14 protein-coding genes are annotated in these 14,120 nt (G+C 64.2%); 3 read left to right on the forward strand and 11 right to left on the reverse strand.

Annotation, left to right across the window (positions count from 1 at the left end):
* Window positions 1-245 precede the first annotated feature (245 nt).
* The 5 genes from dnaG to ybiB all read right to left on the reverse strand — a co-directional run bounded on the left by dnaG (window position 246) and on the right by ybiB (window position 5,480).
* Window positions 246-2,042 (reverse strand): DNA primase, encoded by a 1,797-nt coding sequence (gene dnaG / locus O3299_RS16185; RefSeq protein WP_099666643.1) that lies wholly within the window; start codon window positions 2,040-2,042, stop codon window positions 246-248.
* 130 nt (window positions 2,043-2,172) lie between these two features.
* Window positions 2,173-2,625 (reverse strand): GatB/YqeY domain-containing protein, encoded by a 453-nt coding sequence (locus O3299_RS16190; RefSeq protein ID WP_076567823.1) that lies wholly within the window; start codon window positions 2,623-2,625, stop codon window positions 2,173-2,175.
* 195 nt (window positions 2,626-2,820) lie between these two features.
* Entirely contained in the window at window positions 2,821-3,033 is a 213-nt protein-coding gene (rpsU, locus tag O3299_RS16195) for a 30S ribosomal protein S21 (protein WP_008451879.1), read from the reverse strand.
* Window positions 3,034-3,216: 183 nt separating this feature from the next.
* Window positions 3,217-4,431 carry an NAD(P)/FAD-dependent oxidoreductase gene (locus O3299_RS16200; protein WP_305062710.1) on the reverse strand — a complete coding sequence of 405 codons (1,215 nt, stop codon included), beginning with the start codon at window positions 4,429-4,431 and terminating at the stop codon, window positions 3,217-3,219.
* A 56-nt stretch (window positions 4,432-4,487) separates the two neighbouring features.
* Window positions 4,488-5,480 (reverse strand): DNA-binding protein YbiB, encoded by a 993-nt coding sequence (gene ybiB, locus O3299_RS16205; RefSeq protein WP_305062711.1) that lies wholly within the window; start codon window positions 5,478-5,480, stop codon window positions 4,488-4,490.
* Between the two features lie 147 nt (window positions 5,481-5,627).
* Between ybiB and O3299_RS16210 the strand changes: the two genes are divergently transcribed.
* Both O3299_RS16210 and O3299_RS16215 read left to right on the forward strand, forming a co-directional pair.
* Window positions 5,628-6,305 carry a hypothetical protein gene (locus O3299_RS16210; RefSeq protein WP_305062712.1) on the forward strand — a complete coding sequence of 226 codons (678 nt, stop codon included), beginning with the start codon at window positions 5,628-5,630 and terminating at the stop codon, window positions 6,303-6,305.
* A gap of 150 nt (window positions 6,306-6,455) precedes the next feature.
* On the forward strand, window positions 6,456-7,517 hold the full coding sequence (locus O3299_RS16215) for a 3-deoxy-7-phosphoheptulonate synthase (protein WP_099666639.1): 1,062 nt from the start codon (window positions 6,456-6,458) through the stop codon (window positions 7,515-7,517).
* 45 nt (window positions 7,518-7,562) lie between these two features.
* Here O3299_RS16215 and O3299_RS16220 read toward each other — a convergent pair whose 3' ends face one another.
* On the reverse strand, window positions 7,563-7,973 hold the full coding sequence (locus tag O3299_RS16220; RefSeq protein WP_305062713.1) for a nitrite reductase (NAD(P)H) small subunit: 411 nt from the start codon (window positions 7,971-7,973) through the stop codon (window positions 7,563-7,565).
* 209 nt (window positions 7,974-8,182) lie between these two features.
* On the opposite strand from O3299_RS16220, the gene tsaD reads away from it, so the two are divergent.
* On the forward strand, window positions 8,183-9,223 hold the full coding sequence (tsaD, locus tag O3299_RS16225) for a tRNA (adenosine(37)-N6)-threonylcarbamoyltransferase complex transferase subunit TsaD (RefSeq protein WP_251351735.1): 1,041 nt from the start codon (window positions 8,183-8,185) through the stop codon (window positions 9,221-9,223).
* Here the strand turns inward: tsaD and eutC are convergent, their stop codons facing one another.
* The 5 genes from eutC to O3299_RS16250 are packed head-to-tail and all read right to left on the reverse strand — an operon-like array spanning window position 9,224 to window position 14,088.
* Complete coding sequence (gene eutC / locus O3299_RS16230; RefSeq protein WP_305062714.1) at window positions 9,224-9,997, reverse strand: ethanolamine ammonia-lyase subunit EutC; 774 nt, start codon at window positions 9,995-9,997, stop codon at window positions 9,224-9,226.
* Between the two features lie 9 nt (window positions 9,998-10,006).
* Complete coding sequence (locus O3299_RS16235; protein WP_305062715.1) at window positions 10,007-11,395, reverse strand: ethanolamine ammonia-lyase subunit EutB; 1,389 nt, start codon at window positions 11,393-11,395, stop codon at window positions 10,007-10,009.
* A 34-nt stretch (window positions 11,396-11,429) separates the two neighbouring features.
* The gene (locus O3299_RS16240; RefSeq protein ID WP_305062716.1) at window positions 11,430-12,893 is read right to left on the reverse strand and encodes a TIGR01777 family oxidoreductase; all 1,464 of its coding nucleotides are present in this window, start codon (window positions 12,891-12,893) and stop codon (window positions 11,430-11,432) included.
* Window positions 12,890-13,531, reverse strand: a complete 642-nt coding sequence (locus tag O3299_RS16245; protein WP_305062717.1) for a DUF4166 domain-containing protein — start codon at window positions 13,529-13,531, stop codon at window positions 12,890-12,892. Before O3299_RS16245 ends, O3299_RS16240 begins: the two co-directional genes overlap by 4 nt.
* Window positions 13,528-14,088: a GbsR/MarR family transcriptional regulator gene (locus O3299_RS16250; protein WP_257218865.1), complete on the reverse strand. Its 561-nt coding sequence runs from the start codon at window positions 14,086-14,088 to the stop codon at window positions 13,528-13,530. Before O3299_RS16250 ends, O3299_RS16245 begins: the two co-directional genes overlap by 4 nt.
* Between the last annotated feature and the right edge of the window lie 32 nt (window positions 14,089-14,120).

Raw genomic sequence — 14,120 nt, forward strand, 5'->3', positions numbered from 1 at the left:
CGACCGCGTTGGGAGCGAGAGCCTGGCGCGGCTTGCCAGCGTCTGCGAGCCTTGCCCGCAACGCCGAAAACGCCAGTTGGCCCTGGCTGCCGACACGATCCACCGCGCCGATCAAGAGCCTAACTTACTGAAAACAAATACTATTTACGAAACAGAACTAGCTTGCCAAAGCACACAATACTTAGCATTTAATTATAGCACGCGAAAAATGTTTTTCCAGTGCGCGCCATACCCTCAAGGCAAGGTTAGCGATTCACCAACTCGGCATCGCGCTCGCGTTCCAGCGCCCCCTGCTCCTGCATGATTTCGCGGTAGCGTACACCAATTTTCTCGGATGGCAAACCCGACGCAAACAATTGCTGCAATTCCGCCTTCAAGGCATTCAATTTGATCTCGCGGATGGTGCTCACCAGCCACGACAATTCGCTGTCGTAATCGGATTCCGTACCGGCCGCGATCTCGCCGATGATCTCGTCATACTCGCTGCCCAGCTCCTTCAACTGCTGTGCCAGCGCGGCAAAACTACCGTGCTCGCCCAGAGCCTGGCCCACGGCCACCAGTTGCCCCAGGCTATGCGCCGCATCCGGCCCCAGGTGCTGGAAGGCGGCCAGGGCGGCTTCGTCGATGCGCATCGTCAGGGGCGGATGCGCCACCAGCATGCGCATGATCTTCAACTCCAGGCCGACAGGCACGGGGCGGCCCGATTTCGGCGGCGCGCGATGCGCCACGGCAACGGGTTTCGCCAGCTCGAACAGGGCTTCAATCTCGGCCGGCGTGGACTGCGTCAGCTGCGCCAGTCCCCGCACGATCTGCAGGCGCAGGGACGACGGCGCCATCAGCTGCAGCAGCGGCTTGGCGTCGAACTGCACGCGGGCGCGCCCTTCCGGCTCCGACAGATCATGCTCGCCCGACACTTCTTTCAGCAAAAACTGCGACAGCGGCATGGCTTCATGCACTTGCTGTTCAAAACCTTCGGCGCCGAATTCGCGGATGTAGCTGTCCGGATCGTGTTCCGACGGCAAGAACAGGAATTTGATGGTTTTATTGTCCGACACGTGGGCCAGGCTCGCTTCCAGCGCGCGGCGCGCGGCGCGGCGGCCGGCCTTGTCGCCGTCGAAGCTGAAAATCACGTTATCCGTCTGGCGCAGCAGTTTTTGCACGTGCGTGGGCGTGCACGCCGTGCCCAGGGTCGCCACGGCTTGCGGGAAACCCATTTGCGCCAAGGCAACGACGTCCATATAGCCTTCCGTCACCAGCACATAGCCGGCGTCGCGGATGGCCTGACGCGCCTCGAACAAGCCATACAGTTCGAAACCCTTGGAAAACAAGGGGGTTTCCGGCGAGTTCAGGTATTTCGGTTCGCCATGGTCGAGCACGCGGCCGCCAAAGGCGATGACTTGCCCCTTGGTATTGCGGATCGGAAACATGATGCGTTCGCGGAAACGGTCGTAACGCTTGCGATTGTTGCCCTCTTCATCGACCTTGTCGATCACCAGGCCCGCTTCGGCCAGTGCCACCACGTCGTAGTCGGGGAAGACGGAGCGCAGATTGTCCCAGCCGCCGGGCGCGAAGCCCATGCCGAAGCGAGCGGCCACTTCGCCCGTCAAGCCCCGGTTCTTGAGGTAGGCGATGGCTTCCGGTGCGTGGCGCAATTGCCCACGATAATAATCGCACGCCTGCGTCATGGCGTCGGACAGGGCCAGGCTCTGCGCCTGGATCTGCGCGCGCTGGGCTGGCGGGATTTTATCGTCCGCTTCCGGCACGACCATGCCCACGTTCTGCGCCAGGTCCTTGACGGCGTCGACAAAGCCCATGCCCGAGTACTCGATCAGGAAGCCGATCGAGGTGCCATGCGCGCCACAGCCGAAGCAGTGATAGAACTGCTTGGTGGGGCTGACGGTAAAGCTGGGCGATTTTTCACTGTGGAACGGGCACAAGCCCATGAAATTGGCGCCACCTTTTTTCAGTTGCACATAGCGCCCCACGACATCGACGATATCGACGCGGTTGAGCAAATCGGAAATGAAGGATTGAGGTATCACTGGCTAGGGCGGGTCTTGTTATAGGTCAGACTATACTACCGCACGCGGCCTGAGGTTGAGCCAGGTCAACGTGTGGGCTGTTAACAGGCTGCCAGCGCGACGGCTGGCAGCCCTTGCTACTATTGTATGCTTACGCTGCCGGCGTCAAGGCTTTCTTGACCAGGGCGGACACCACCGTCATGTCGGCGCGGCCAGCCAGCTTCGGCTTGACGATGGCCATGACCTTGCCCATGTCTTGCGGACCGGCGGCGCCCGAGGCGGCCACGGCGGCAGCCACTTCGGCCGCCACTTCTTCTTCCGACAGGCCGGCAGGCATGTAGCCGATCAGGTGCACCAGCTCGGCTTTTTCAATATCGGCCAGGTCGGCACGGCCACCGGCTTCGAACTGAGTGATCGAATCCTTGCGCTGCTTGATCATCTTTTCCACGATGGCCGTCACGTGGGCATCCGTCAATTCGATGCGCTCGTCGACTTCCTTGCGCTTGATTTCCGCCAGCAACAGGCGAATCGTGCCCAGCTTGCCCGCTTCCTTGGCGCGCATGGCGTTTTTCATGTCTTCGGTAATTTGTTCTTTCAAGCTCATGGCAATCCTCGTGTTGGTAAGTGGGGTTCGATGCTGATCTGTGCACTCCAAGCAGGCAGCCACAAAAGCGAAAACCCGCTGCGGCGAACCGGAGCGGGTATGCGACTCATCTGAAGTATCACTCCAGGCGAATCAAAACAAAACCCGTGGCGAACAATGCGCCGAACTACCCGGGTTGGTTCTGACTGAACAGTCTTAGAATAATTTTTTCGGCAGTTGTTGGCTGCGGATGCGTTTGTAATGACGCTTGACAGCAGCTGCCAGCTTGCGCTTGCGCTCAGCTGTTGGCTTTTCGTAGAATTCGCGTGCGCGCAATTCGGTCAGCAGACCCGTTTTTTCGATGGTGCGTTTGAAGCGACGCATTGCGACTTCGAACGGCTCGTTTTCTTTAAGGCGAATAGTGGTCATGTAAAATTCAAACCGTTGAGGTGGTGTATAGGAAGAGATAGATAGTAGCAGCTTTTATTCGGAAAGGGAAGCCCCTCCCCCACTTGCGTGCGGCATGCAGCCTGCGGTCGCTGCCGGAATGTGGCGTAAACCACGCACCGGGGTCGGCGCACCGGGCGCCAGAACCCCATCCTACAGACTTGCTTACTGCAAGGCAATACCTGCCGCCACGCCGGAAGCCCAGGCCCACTGGAAGTTGTAACCGCCCAGCCAGCCCGTCACATCGACCGATTCGCCGATGAAATACAGGCCCGGCACCTTATTCGCCATCATGGTCTGCTGCGACAGTTCGCGCGTGTCGATGCCGCCACGCGTCACTTCGGCCTTGCGGTAGCCTTCGGAACCGTTCGGCACGATGGACCAGGCATTGATGGCCTGGCCCAGCTTGCGCAGCAGCGCGTCGGGCATGTCGGCGATGCGCGCATCCGGCGCCAGGCCGTTGACAGCAAGCAAACAGTCGGCCAGGCGCTGCGGCAGCCATTGCGCGACGATATTGCCCAGCTGCCTCTTCAAGGTGCCCTTGCCTTCAATCAAGGTCTGCGCCACGTCCACTTCCGGCAACAGGTTGACGACGATGGGCTCGCCCGGCAGCCAGTAGCTGGAAATCTGCAGAATCGCCGGGCCCGACAAGCCGCGGTGGGTGAACAGCAAATCTTCGCGGAAACGCGCGCCCGTGGCCTTGCGGCCTTTCAAGCTGCCCGTTTCCACATCCACTTCCAGCGCGATGCCGGACAGTTCCGCGAACGGCGCCCAGCTGGCCGGGTCGAACGTCAGCGGCACCAGGGCCGGACGGGGTTCGACCATCATCAAATCGAATTGCTTGGCGATGCGGTAGGCGAAATCCGTGGCGCCGATCTTCGGGATCGACAGGCCGCCCGTGGCGATGACGATGCTGGCCGTCTCGATGTCGCCGCTATCGGTCTGCAGCACGAAGCCGCCATCTTCTTGCTGGACAACATTGTCGATCTTGCACGGCATGCGCCAGTGCACGCCGCCTGCGGCGCACTCGTCCTTGAGCATGTCGATGATCTGTTCGGCCGATTCATTGCAGAATTGCTGGCCCTTGTGCTTTTCGTGGTAGCCGATCCGGTATTTTTTCACCAGCGCGAGGAAGTCCTGCGGCGTGTAGCGCGACAGGGCGCTCTTGCAGAAATGCGGATTTTCCGAGAGGAAATTTTGTGGCGTGGCGTTAATATTGGTGAAATTACACCGTCCGCCACCCGAGATGCGGATCTTTTCGGCCAGCTTGGCCGCGTGATCGATCAACACCACGCGCTTGCCTTGCTGGGCGGCAACAGCCGCACACATCATGCCGGCCGCGCCCGCGCCGATCACTGCCACATCAAATTGTTTTGCCATAAGAATTCCGGTCACCGCTGATTACAAAGACGCCATTGTAAACTGCGGCGGCGCGGCTAGCGCGGCCGTGCTGCAATCTGTCGCGACGCCATCAGGCATTGCTCCACCTGCTCGGCGATCGATGGCGGCACGGGCACCTCGCCGCGCAGCACGGCGGCGATCCAGGCAGCCGTGGTGACCGCATCGCGCTCGGCCGGCAAGTGCGGCAACTCTTCCACCAGCAACTGTTTTTCCACCAGCACCGTGCGTTCGCTCCCGTGAAACCAGTCGATCTGCTGCGCCTTGTTGGCATTGGCCACCGTTTCGCCTTCCGTGCCGCGCATCAGGAAAGCGTCGCCGCGCGCAGGATCTGATGCCGTCAGGAAATATTCACCGAGCATTTCCAGGTATTCCGGGTGCGTGTACGACACCAGGCGCAGGGCGGGACCAGCGAACGGCTGCATGATTTTCACCAGGGTGTGCGTGGAATTGCGCACGCCCAGCACGCGCCGCAGGGACAGCATGTGCGCCAGGCGCGGCGCCAGCGCGGCGATGGGCAAGAAGGCGGCTTCCCCGCGCGCCATGGCGGCCTCGGCCTGCGCATGGTCGGGCGAGGCGGGCACGCCCAGCGCGGCCAGCACTTCGGCCGTCGTGATGCGACCCGGGTCGCCCGTCACGCCATGCACGAGCACGGGCGCCCCCGCGCGCGCCAGCAGCAGCGCCAGCAAGGCCGTCAGGTTGGCCATCTTGCGGGCGCCGTTGTAGCTGGGAATGATGATGGGCGCGAATTCGCCGGCCGGCGCGGCCAGCGGGACGAATGACGCTTCGGCCGCGTCGAGGAAGCCGGCGATCTCGTCCACGGATTCGCCTTTGATGCGCATCGACAACAAAATGCCGCCCAATTCCAGGTCCGACACGCGGCCCTCGAGCATGGCGCGGTACAGGGCGCGGGCGTCATCGCGCGTCATGCTGCGCGCGCCGTTCTTGCCGCGTCCTATTTCCTTGATGAAACGTGCTGCGGGGAATGGCTCGCTGGCCACATCGGTATGGGGGATGGAAACAGTCGTCATGGCGCCAGTTTACACGGATTCTCCCCCTTGCAGACGGGCTGGAAGCCGCAATGGACGCCAATGCAACAGTCTTTCAAGCTATTTCTTGGATGGAACTGCATCCAAACGCGCCACCGCTGCGTATAAGACTGCACAGGAGGACTCATCATGGAACACGCAAGCAAACAGGAAACGGCCTTCGTCGGCATCGAAACGAGCAAGCTGCTGCTGAAAGCCGTGCTGCTCTCGGGCGGCGAAGTGCTGTGCAAGGTGCTGGAAAACGACGTGGCCGGCTACCGCTGGCTGCGCAGCTGGCTGCAAAGGAACGACGTGTCCGTCATGGGCTTGCGCGTTTGCATGCGCGTGAACGAGCCGCACAGCGAGGCGGCCGCCAGCGCGCTGGCCGGCATGGGCATGCTGGTCTGCGATGCCGAGCCCGGCCGGCTGGAAGCGTATGCGCGCGGCTGCGGCTTGCCCGGCGGTGCGGTGCGCGGCGCCGTGGTGCTGGCCAAGTATTGCGCGGCGGCACGCCCTGTCCCCTGGACGCCGCCTTCGCCCGCCTACATGGAGCTGCGCCAGTGGCTGCGCCGCCTGCAAGCCGTGCGGCAGCTGCGCCAGCAGGAAATGGCGCGCCTGGAAACCCATTTCCATGCGGGCCAGATTGCGCTGCATCAATTGCTGCGCCAGCAGATCGCCTGCCTCGATACGCAGATACGCCAGCACGAAAGCGCCATACTTGCGCATGTGCGGCGCCATCCCGGCCTGTCCCGGCCGCCCGAGCTGGCCGGCAACTACCCGCGCATCGCCCGCTACAGCGTTGGCGCCAGCCTGGCCGGCGGTCGTTGAGCGCCCCGAAGCAAGGGGCCGGCGGCGTGCCGGCCCTGCCATAAAAACAACTCAGCCATTCCCGTTTTGGCCCCATCCCCGCCGCCAGGCCGCATTTCCGCTACACTATTGCCTCTTAAAGAACGCAATAGCGAAAGCCGAGCCAGAATCATGAATACGCCAGACATCGAAAATATCAACGTCACCTCTTTCGCGCCCATGCCGACACCGGCCGAACTGCACGCCAAGCTGCCCCTGTCGGAAAGCGCCTTCGACACCGTCAGCCGCGGCCGCGAAGCGCTGCGCAACATCATCGACCGCAAGGACCAGCGCCTGTTCGTCGTCGTCGGCCCGTGCTCGATCCACGACCCCGTCGCCGGCCTCGATTACGCGCGCCGCCTGAAAGCGCTGCAAGAGGAAGTCAAGGACACGATGCTGCTGGTGATGCGCGTGTATTTCGAAAAACCGCGTACCACCACGGGCTGGAAGGGCTATATCAACGACCCGTACATGGACGACTCGTTCAAGGTCAACGAAGGCATGGAAAAGGCGCGCCAGTTCCTGCTCGACGTGTGCGAACTGGGCCTGCCCACCGCCACCGAAGCGCTGGACCCCATCTCGCCGCAATACCTGGGCGACCTGATCGCCTGGACGGCCATCGGCGCGCGCACCACGGAATCGCAGACGCACCGAGAAATGTCGTCCGGCCTGTCGACGCCCGTCGGCTTCAAGAACGGCACCGATGGCGACATCAGCATCGCCGTCAACGCCATCCTGTCGTCGGCGCACCCGCACTCCTTCCTGGGCATTAACGGCGAAGGCAACGTGGCCATCGTGCGCACGCGCGGCAACGCGTACGGCCACGTCGTGCTGCGCGGCGGCGACGGCCGTCCGAACTACGATTCCGTGTCGATCGCCATCGCCGAACAGGCACTGGCCAAGGCCAAGCTGCCCGCCAACCTGGTGGTCGACTGCTCGCACGCGAACAGCTACAAGAAACCGGAACTGCAGCCGCTGGTGATGGCCGACGTGGTCAACCAGATCCGCCAGGGCAACCGCTCGCTGGTGGGCGTGATGATCGAATCGAACATCGTCGGCGGCAATCAGAAGATCCCGCAAGACCTGTCGCAACTGACCTACGGCTGCTCCGTCACCGACGGCTGCATCGACTGGGACACGACGGCGACCATGCTGCGCGATGCGCATGCGCACTTGTTGAACCGCCCGGCGTAAGCCTCTCGCGGAGACGAAAAACGGCGCCCTGTGCGCCGTTTTTTTTCACACTGCCATCTGCACATGCGGCAGCACGGCGAACGATCCCGCCAGCGCCTGTTCCGCCTTGCTGGCCGGGATATTGAGTTCATTGATGTCCAGGTAGATGCGCCCGTCCAGGATGCGCACGGCGTACGTGCGCGCCATGCCCTGCACGGGCGCCACCAGGCGGCCCGAATCGAGTTCGATGATCCAGCTGTTCTTCGGTCCCATCAGGTTTTTCTCCATCAGCACCCCGTGCGCCAGCGGGCCGCCCAGGCATGGCACCGTGTCGAGCAACGCGTACACCGTGTCATCCAGGGCGCGAAACAGCGCCACGCCCGGCAAATCCTGCCACGCCAGGCCCCGTTGCACCATGCGCGCGCCCGCCGGCGGCATGTCCTTCAAGCGGCAAATCATTTTCCATTGTTCCGACATCGCTAGCTCCCTTGAGAAAGGCACACGCCTCTCTAAGCAAGAGCGGTGCCAGTGCCGCACAGGCGAAAAATGGCCAAAATGCGGGGGGAAAACCCGCCGCGGCGCACTGCGCAAGTGCACACTGCCGCCGAAATGGTGCGCCCGCCGCACGGTGGACCAGCCGGCTTTCCTTTACAATGGCGGATTACTCCTCCCTATTCAGTACCTTCATGATTGTTCTTGGCGTCGAATCCTCCTGTGACGAAACCGGCCTGGCCTTGTACGACACGCAACGCGGCCTGCTGTCGCACGCCCTCTACTCGCAAGTAGCCATGCACGAGCAATATGGCGGCGTGGTGCCGGAACTGGCGTCGCGCGACCATATCCGCCGCGCCATCCCGCTGCTCGATGAAACCCTGGCCAAGGCCGGCATCACCCTGCCCGAGATCGACGCCATCGCCTATACGCAGGGGCCCGGCCTCGCCGGCGCGCTGCTGGTCGGGTCGTCCGTCGCCTGCAGCCTGGGCCTGGCCATCAACAAGCCGGTGCTGGGCATCCACCACCTGGAAGGCCATCTGCTGTCGCCATTGCTGGCATCGGAGCCGCCGGAATTCCCCTTCATCGCCCTGCTGGTGTCCGGCGGCCATACGCAGCTGATGCGCGTCGATGGCGTGGGCCAGTACACGATGCTGGGCGAAACGCTCGATGACGCGGCCGGCGAAGCGTTCGACAAGTCGGCCAAGCTGCTGGGACTCGGCTATCCGGGCGGCCCCGCCATTTCGCGCCTGGCCGAATTCGGCGACCCGCTGGCCTATAAACTGCCGCGTCCCATGCTGCACTCGAAGGATTTCAATTTCAGTTTCTCCGGTTTGAAGACGGCCGTGCTGACCGTGGTCAAGAATCATGAAGAAAAAGTCATCGCGAATATCTGCGAACAGGACAAGGCGAACATCGCGCGCGGCTTCGTCGACGCCATCGTCGACGTGCTGACGGCCAAATGCGTGGCGGCCCTCAAGCACACGGGCTTGAAACGCCTGGTGATCGCCGGCGGCGTGGGCGCCAACGCGCAATTGCGCGCCTCGCTCAACGCGGCCGCCGCCAAGAAGCGCTTCAAAGTGTATTACCCGGAGCTGGAATTCTGTACCGATAACGGCGCCATGATCGCCTTTGCCGGCGCCATGCGCCTGCAAATCAACCCGCAGGCGGCCAAGCACGATTACTCGTTCAATGTGCGCCCGCGCTGGCCGCTGGACGAAATCCGCGAAGTCTGATCACTCCAGCAGGAAGTTGCGCGCGCCCGCCAGGGCCGCGCCTTCCGCCACCGTTTCATCCTTCAAGCCCACGCCCGACAGCTGCCGGCTGAACGCCTGCGACAGCAGATAATGCAGCCGGTACGCCGCCTGCGCATACGCCAGCCCTTCGGGGCGCACGTTCGAGATGCAGTTGCGGCGCTCGTCCAGCAAGCCTGTTTTTGGCGCCCACGTCAGGTACAGGCCCAGACTGTCCGGGGAACTGAGGCCCGGCCGCTCGCCGATCAGCACCAGCACGGCGCGCGCCTTCAGCAACTCCCCTATTTCGTCGCCGATGGCCACCCGCCCCTGCGCCACGATGTGCAGCGGCGACAGCGTCCACGCTTCCAGCGCCAGCCGTGCGCGCAAGGCGGCCAGGAACGGCGCCGCGTGGCGCTGCACGGCCAGCGCCGACAGGCCATCGGCCGCCACCAGCGCCAGATCCACGCCTTGCGGCAAGGCCGCCAGCCGCGCGCGCGAAGCATCGTCGAGCCGGCGGCCTAGGTCGGGACGCTGCAGGTAGACGGCACGCGTGGCGGCCGCGCTGTGCAGCTGCACGCAGGCTTGCCCCTGTTCTGTCAGCGTCTGCGCCAGGGCATCGCCATCGAGCGCCAGGTGCACGGCGTCGCGCGCCTGCGCGTGGGCCAGCTGGAACGCCAGCTGCGCGCTGGTCGGCACGCTCACGCCGCGGCGCCCCAGCGCGATGCGCGCCGCCGTATGCGCGCGCAGCGCCTGCCACGGGCTTTTCTCGTCCATGTATCCTCCCTAGCCGTCCAGGCGCAGCAGGGCCGCCTGGAAGGCGGGCGCCAGCGCCGTGTGCAAAAGGCCCTGCGCATCCGTGATCCGCATGCGCGCCAGCCAGGCTTCGAATTCGGGCGCGGGACGCAAGTCCAGCACGCGGCGCGCATACAGGGCGTCGTGGAACGAGGTGCTCTGGTAGCCGAGCATGATGTCGTCCGCGCCCGGCACGCCCATGATGAAATTGCAGCCGGCCACGCCCAGCATGGTCAGCAAGGCGTCCATGTCGTCCTGATCCGCTTCCGCGTGGTTGGTGTAGCACACGTCGCAGCCCATGGGCAGCCCAAGCAGCTTGGCGCAGAAATGGTCTTCCAGCCCCGCACGCAGGATCTGCTTGCCGTCGTACAGGTATTCCGGGCCGATGAAGCCCACTACGGAATTGACCAGCAGCGGCCGGAAGGCGCGCGCCACCGCATACGCGCGCGCCTCGCACGTTTGCTGGTCCATGCCGTGGTGCGCGCCGGCCGACAGGGCGCTGCCCTGCCCCGTCTCGAAATACATGACGTTGTTGCCCACCGTGCCGCGCCCCAGCGACAGGGCCGCCGCCTGGCCCTCGGCCAGCAGGGACAAGTCGATGCCGAAGCTGCGGTTGGCCGCCTGCGTGCCCGCCACCGACTGGAATACCAGATCGACGGGCGCGCCGCGGCGTATCGCCTCGAGCGTGTTGGTGATGTGGGTGAGCACGCACGACTGCGTGGGAATCTGATATTGATCAATGACGGCGTCGAGCAAGTGCAGCAGCGCCACCACCTGCGCCACATTGTCGGTGGCCGGATTGATGCCGATCACGGCGTCGCCGCTGCCCAGCAGCAGGCCATCGAGGATGGAGGCGGCAATGCCCGTGGCGTCATCCGTCGGGTGGTTCGGCTGCAAGCGCGTGGAGAGGCGGCCTTCCAGGCCCAGGGTATTGCGAAAGGCCGTGACGACCTTGCACTTGCGGGCCACCAGCACCAGGTCCTGCAGGCGCATGATTTTTGAGACGGCGGCCGCCATTTCTGGCGTGATGCCGGCGGCGACCTGGGACAGCGTTGGCGTATCCGTCGCGTCGTCGAGCAGCCAGTCGCGGAAATCGCCCACGCACAGGTGGGAAATCGGCGCCAGGGCGGCGCGCTCGTGGCTGTCGATGATCAGGCGCGTGACTTCATCGTCTTCGTACGGCACCAGCGCCTCATTGAGAAAGGTCAACAAGGGCACGTCCGCCAGCGCCAGCTGCGCCGCCACCCGTTCGCGCGCGCTGGCTGCCGCCACGCCGGCCAGCACATCGCCCGAACGGGGCGGCGTGGCCTTCGCCAGCAGCTCCTTCAGGCTGGCGAAGGCATAGGTATGGCTGTCTATCGTATGGCTGAAGCGGGGCATGGTTCGGTTCCTCCCATCCCCATCTTACGCCAACTTATAAACTGCGCAGCGCCCCTTCCAGCTGTGGGTAGCGGAAGGCAAAGCCTTCGCCCAGCAGCCGGCGCGGCGCGACCCGCTGGCCTTCCACCAGCAAGTCGGCCTGCTCGCCCAGCATGGCGCGCATGACGAAGGCCGGCGTGGGCAGGAAGCTGGGGCGGTGCAGCACGGCGCCCGCCACTTGGGCGAAGCGACGCTGCTCGATGGCTTCCGGCGCGCAGAAGTTATACGCGCCGCTCACCGCGTGCTCTTCGCTGCGGCGCGCCAGGTGGGCGATGCCGCGGATCACGTCGCGCACATGCACCCACGTGACCCACTGCTTGCCGCTGCCCAGCGGGCCGCCCACGCCGAAGCGGATCGGCAAGAGCATCTGCGGCAGCGACCCCTGGTGGCCGAAGACGAGGCCAAAGCGCATGCAGCCCACCTGCACGCCAAATGCCTCCGCCTGGCGCGCGGCCGCTTCCCATTCCTGGCACAGCTGCGACATGAAGATGGCTTGCGGCGCGCTCTCCTCCGTCAACTCCGTCGCGTCGCCCTGCGGCTGCACGCCGTAATAGCCGATGGCCGACGCCGACAGCAGTACGCGCGGCTTGTGCTGCGCGCGGGCGATCCACGCCACCAGTTCCTGCGTCAGCGCCACCCGGCTGCGGCGCAGCGCCGCCTTGCGCGCCTCCGTCCAGCGCCGCCCGACGATGCGCGCGCCGGCCAGGTTGACCACCATGTCGATGCGCTGCGCATCCGCCAATGCGTCCAGCGAATCGATGCAGCGCACCTGGCCATCGAAGGTCCACGCGGCCTGTTTCGGCTGGCGCGTCAGCACCGTCACCGCGTGGCCATCGGCCAGCAAGGCGCTGACCAGTTGCTGGCCGATGAAACCCGTGGCGCCCGTCACCAGCACGGACTGCGGCGCGGCGGCAAAGCGCAGGTGCTCTTCCTGCTCTTGCTTTTCCTGCACCTTGCGCCGGCCCAGCTGCCACACGGCATACGCGTCGCGCAAGCCGGACAAGCCCACGCCCACGCCGCACAGGGCGAGGAAGACGCTGAGCCAGCCATACGGCTGCCACACGAGGGCCGTCGGCAACGTGGCCCACTCGCTGCTGTTCAGGGCCAGCAAGGCGATGAAGGCGCCCGCGTTAATCGCCAGTACCGTGTGCGTGACCCGCTCCGTGGCGGGCAAGAGACGGGTCTGGTCTTCCACGACGAAATCCCACAGGGTCAGCACGATTTCCACGCCAAACACGATGACCAGCACCCAGGCCCAGGCGCCATGCCACTCCCAGGCGGCCAGGCCCACGAACAGCAGGCTGTAGATCAGGGCGCGCGTCGCATGGATGGTCAGTTCCAGCCTTGCGGAGGCCTTTTGCGGCAGCGCCTCCGTGATTTCATGGTGGTAGATGGTGTCGAAGGCGCCCAGGCAGCCTTGCGCCGCCATCAGTTGCAGGGCCAGCAGATGCGTATTCATGGTGTTTCCTTCATTTCCGGTGCGGCGGACTCGCGAAACACGCCCGCCTGGGTGAACGTGGTGCCGAACAGCGCGTGGCGAATCTCGATGCGGATGTTGAACTGCTGCGGCGTCTCGTTGCGGTGGCACAGATAGGTCTTGCCGGGCGTGAGCACGCCGGGCAGCGGCATGCGCCAGCCGAACAGGTCCCAAAAATAGCCGTCGCTGGTGAAGTGCAGGTTGCCATCCTCGACGTGGAGCAGCAGCTTCATGCCCAGGCCCATGCCCACGTATTCGAGCACTTCGCCCTTTGCGCTTTCGGCCATATAGGAGGTGAAGCGGATCGGCGCGCGTCCGTGCAGGCGGTAGGTGCGCTGCTTGAAGATGAAGGGGCAGCCGGGGCGCGAATAGACTTCGATATCCACGGGAAAATCCGCGTCGTCGTACGGGATCAGGGCGCCATCGATGAAGGGGCGCGTCAGCCAGCCGAGGCATTTCCCCAGGCGCGAGCTGCTGAGTTCACGGAGTTCACCGCGGTAGTACAGGGGCTGGCCCGGCGCGGGATTTTTCTCGAAGCGGCGGCGGATGTCCGGGTGCAGGGTCAGCCACTGCTCGCCCATCACCTTCTTGAACAGTTCTCCTTCCGAGGGGCCGTTCATGATTCCCCGCGCTTGCCCGGTTTGTCTTCCGGGCTGAGGAACTTGGCCACCTTGCCGCCCATCGACAGCATGCGCTGCAGGGTCGCCGGCGGCAGGTTTTTATAGTCGCTGTAGGTGCTGCTGAGCATTTCCAGAAACGCCAGCACTTCGCCCATGCGCTCGAGCGTCGCCGGCGGTATCGCCGCATCGTGCTCGCCCTCGATCGCGCATTCGCGCAGCACCGTCAGGGTGGGGTCGATCTCGCGCCGCTTGCGCTCTTCCATGATGACGCGGAAGATTTCCCACACATCCTGCAATGCCACGAAATGGTCGCGCCGGTCCCCCATCACGTGCGTGATGCGCGCCAGGCCCCAGCTTTGCAATTCCTTCAGGCTGTTGCTGACGTTGGACCTGGCCACGTTCAGGCTGGCCGCGATGTCTTCCGCCGTCAAGGGTTCGTTGGCCAGGAACAGCAGCGCATGGATTTGCGCCACCGTGCGGTTGACGCCCCAGCGGGTACCCATTTCGCCCCAGTGGAGAATGTATTTTTGCGTGGTGGGACTCAGAACGCCTACCATAATCTACTCCCCGTCGCGCTTTGCGGTCTGCG

The organism is Janthinobacterium sp. SUN176 (genome assembly GCF_030587335.1).
Classification (GTDB): Bacteria; Pseudomonadota; Gammaproteobacteria; order Burkholderiales; family Burkholderiaceae_D; genus Janthinobacterium; species Janthinobacterium kumbetense.

What these genes read in the sequence shown, in the direction of transcription:
- O3299_RS16190 (WP_076567823.1), bottom strand. Translation starts at nt 2,625, where the DNA reads ATGAGCTTGAAAGAACAAATTACCGAAGACATGAAAAACGCCATGCGC.
- rpsU (WP_008451879.1), bottom strand. Translation starts at nt 3,033, where the DNA reads ATGACCACTATTCGCCTTAAAGAAAACGAGCCGTTCGAAGTCGCAATG.
- O3299_RS16200 (WP_305062710.1), bottom strand. Translation starts at nt 4,431, where the DNA reads ATGGCAAAACAATTTGATGTGGCAGTGATCGGCGCGGGCGCGGCCGGC.
- ybiB (WP_305062711.1), bottom strand. Translation starts at nt 5,480, where the DNA reads ATGACGACTGTTTCCATCCCCCATACCGATGTGGCCAGCGAGCCATTC.
- O3299_RS16210 (WP_305062712.1), top strand. Translation starts at nt 5,628, where the DNA reads ATGGAACACGCAAGCAAACAGGAAACGGCCTTCGTCGGCATCGAAACG.
- O3299_RS16215 (WP_099666639.1), top strand. Translation starts at nt 6,456, where the DNA reads ATGAATACGCCAGACATCGAAAATATCAACGTCACCTCTTTCGCGCCC.
- O3299_RS16220 (WP_305062713.1), bottom strand. Translation starts at nt 7,973, where the DNA reads ATGTCGGAACAATGGAAAATGATTTGCCGCTTGAAGGACATGCCGCCG.
- tsaD (WP_251351735.1), top strand. Translation starts at nt 8,183, where the DNA reads ATGATTGTTCTTGGCGTCGAATCCTCCTGTGACGAAACCGGCCTGGCC.
- eutC (WP_305062714.1), bottom strand. Translation starts at nt 9,997, where the DNA reads ATGGACGAGAAAAGCCCGTGGCAGGCGCTGCGCGCGCATACGGCGGCG.
- O3299_RS16235 (WP_305062715.1), bottom strand. Translation starts at nt 11,395, where the DNA reads ATGCCCCGCTTCAGCCATACGATAGACAGCCATACCTATGCCTTCGCC.
- O3299_RS16240 (WP_305062716.1), bottom strand. Translation starts at nt 12,893, where the DNA reads ATGAATACGCATCTGCTGGCCCTGCAACTGATGGCGGCGCAAGGCTGC.
- O3299_RS16245 (WP_305062717.1), bottom strand. Translation starts at nt 13,531, where the DNA reads ATGAACGGCCCCTCGGAAGGAGAACTGTTCAAGAAGGTGATGGGCGAG.
- O3299_RS16250 (WP_257218865.1), bottom strand. Translation starts at nt 14,088, where the DNA reads ATGGTAGGCGTTCTGAGTCCCACCACGCAAAAATACATTCTCCACTGG.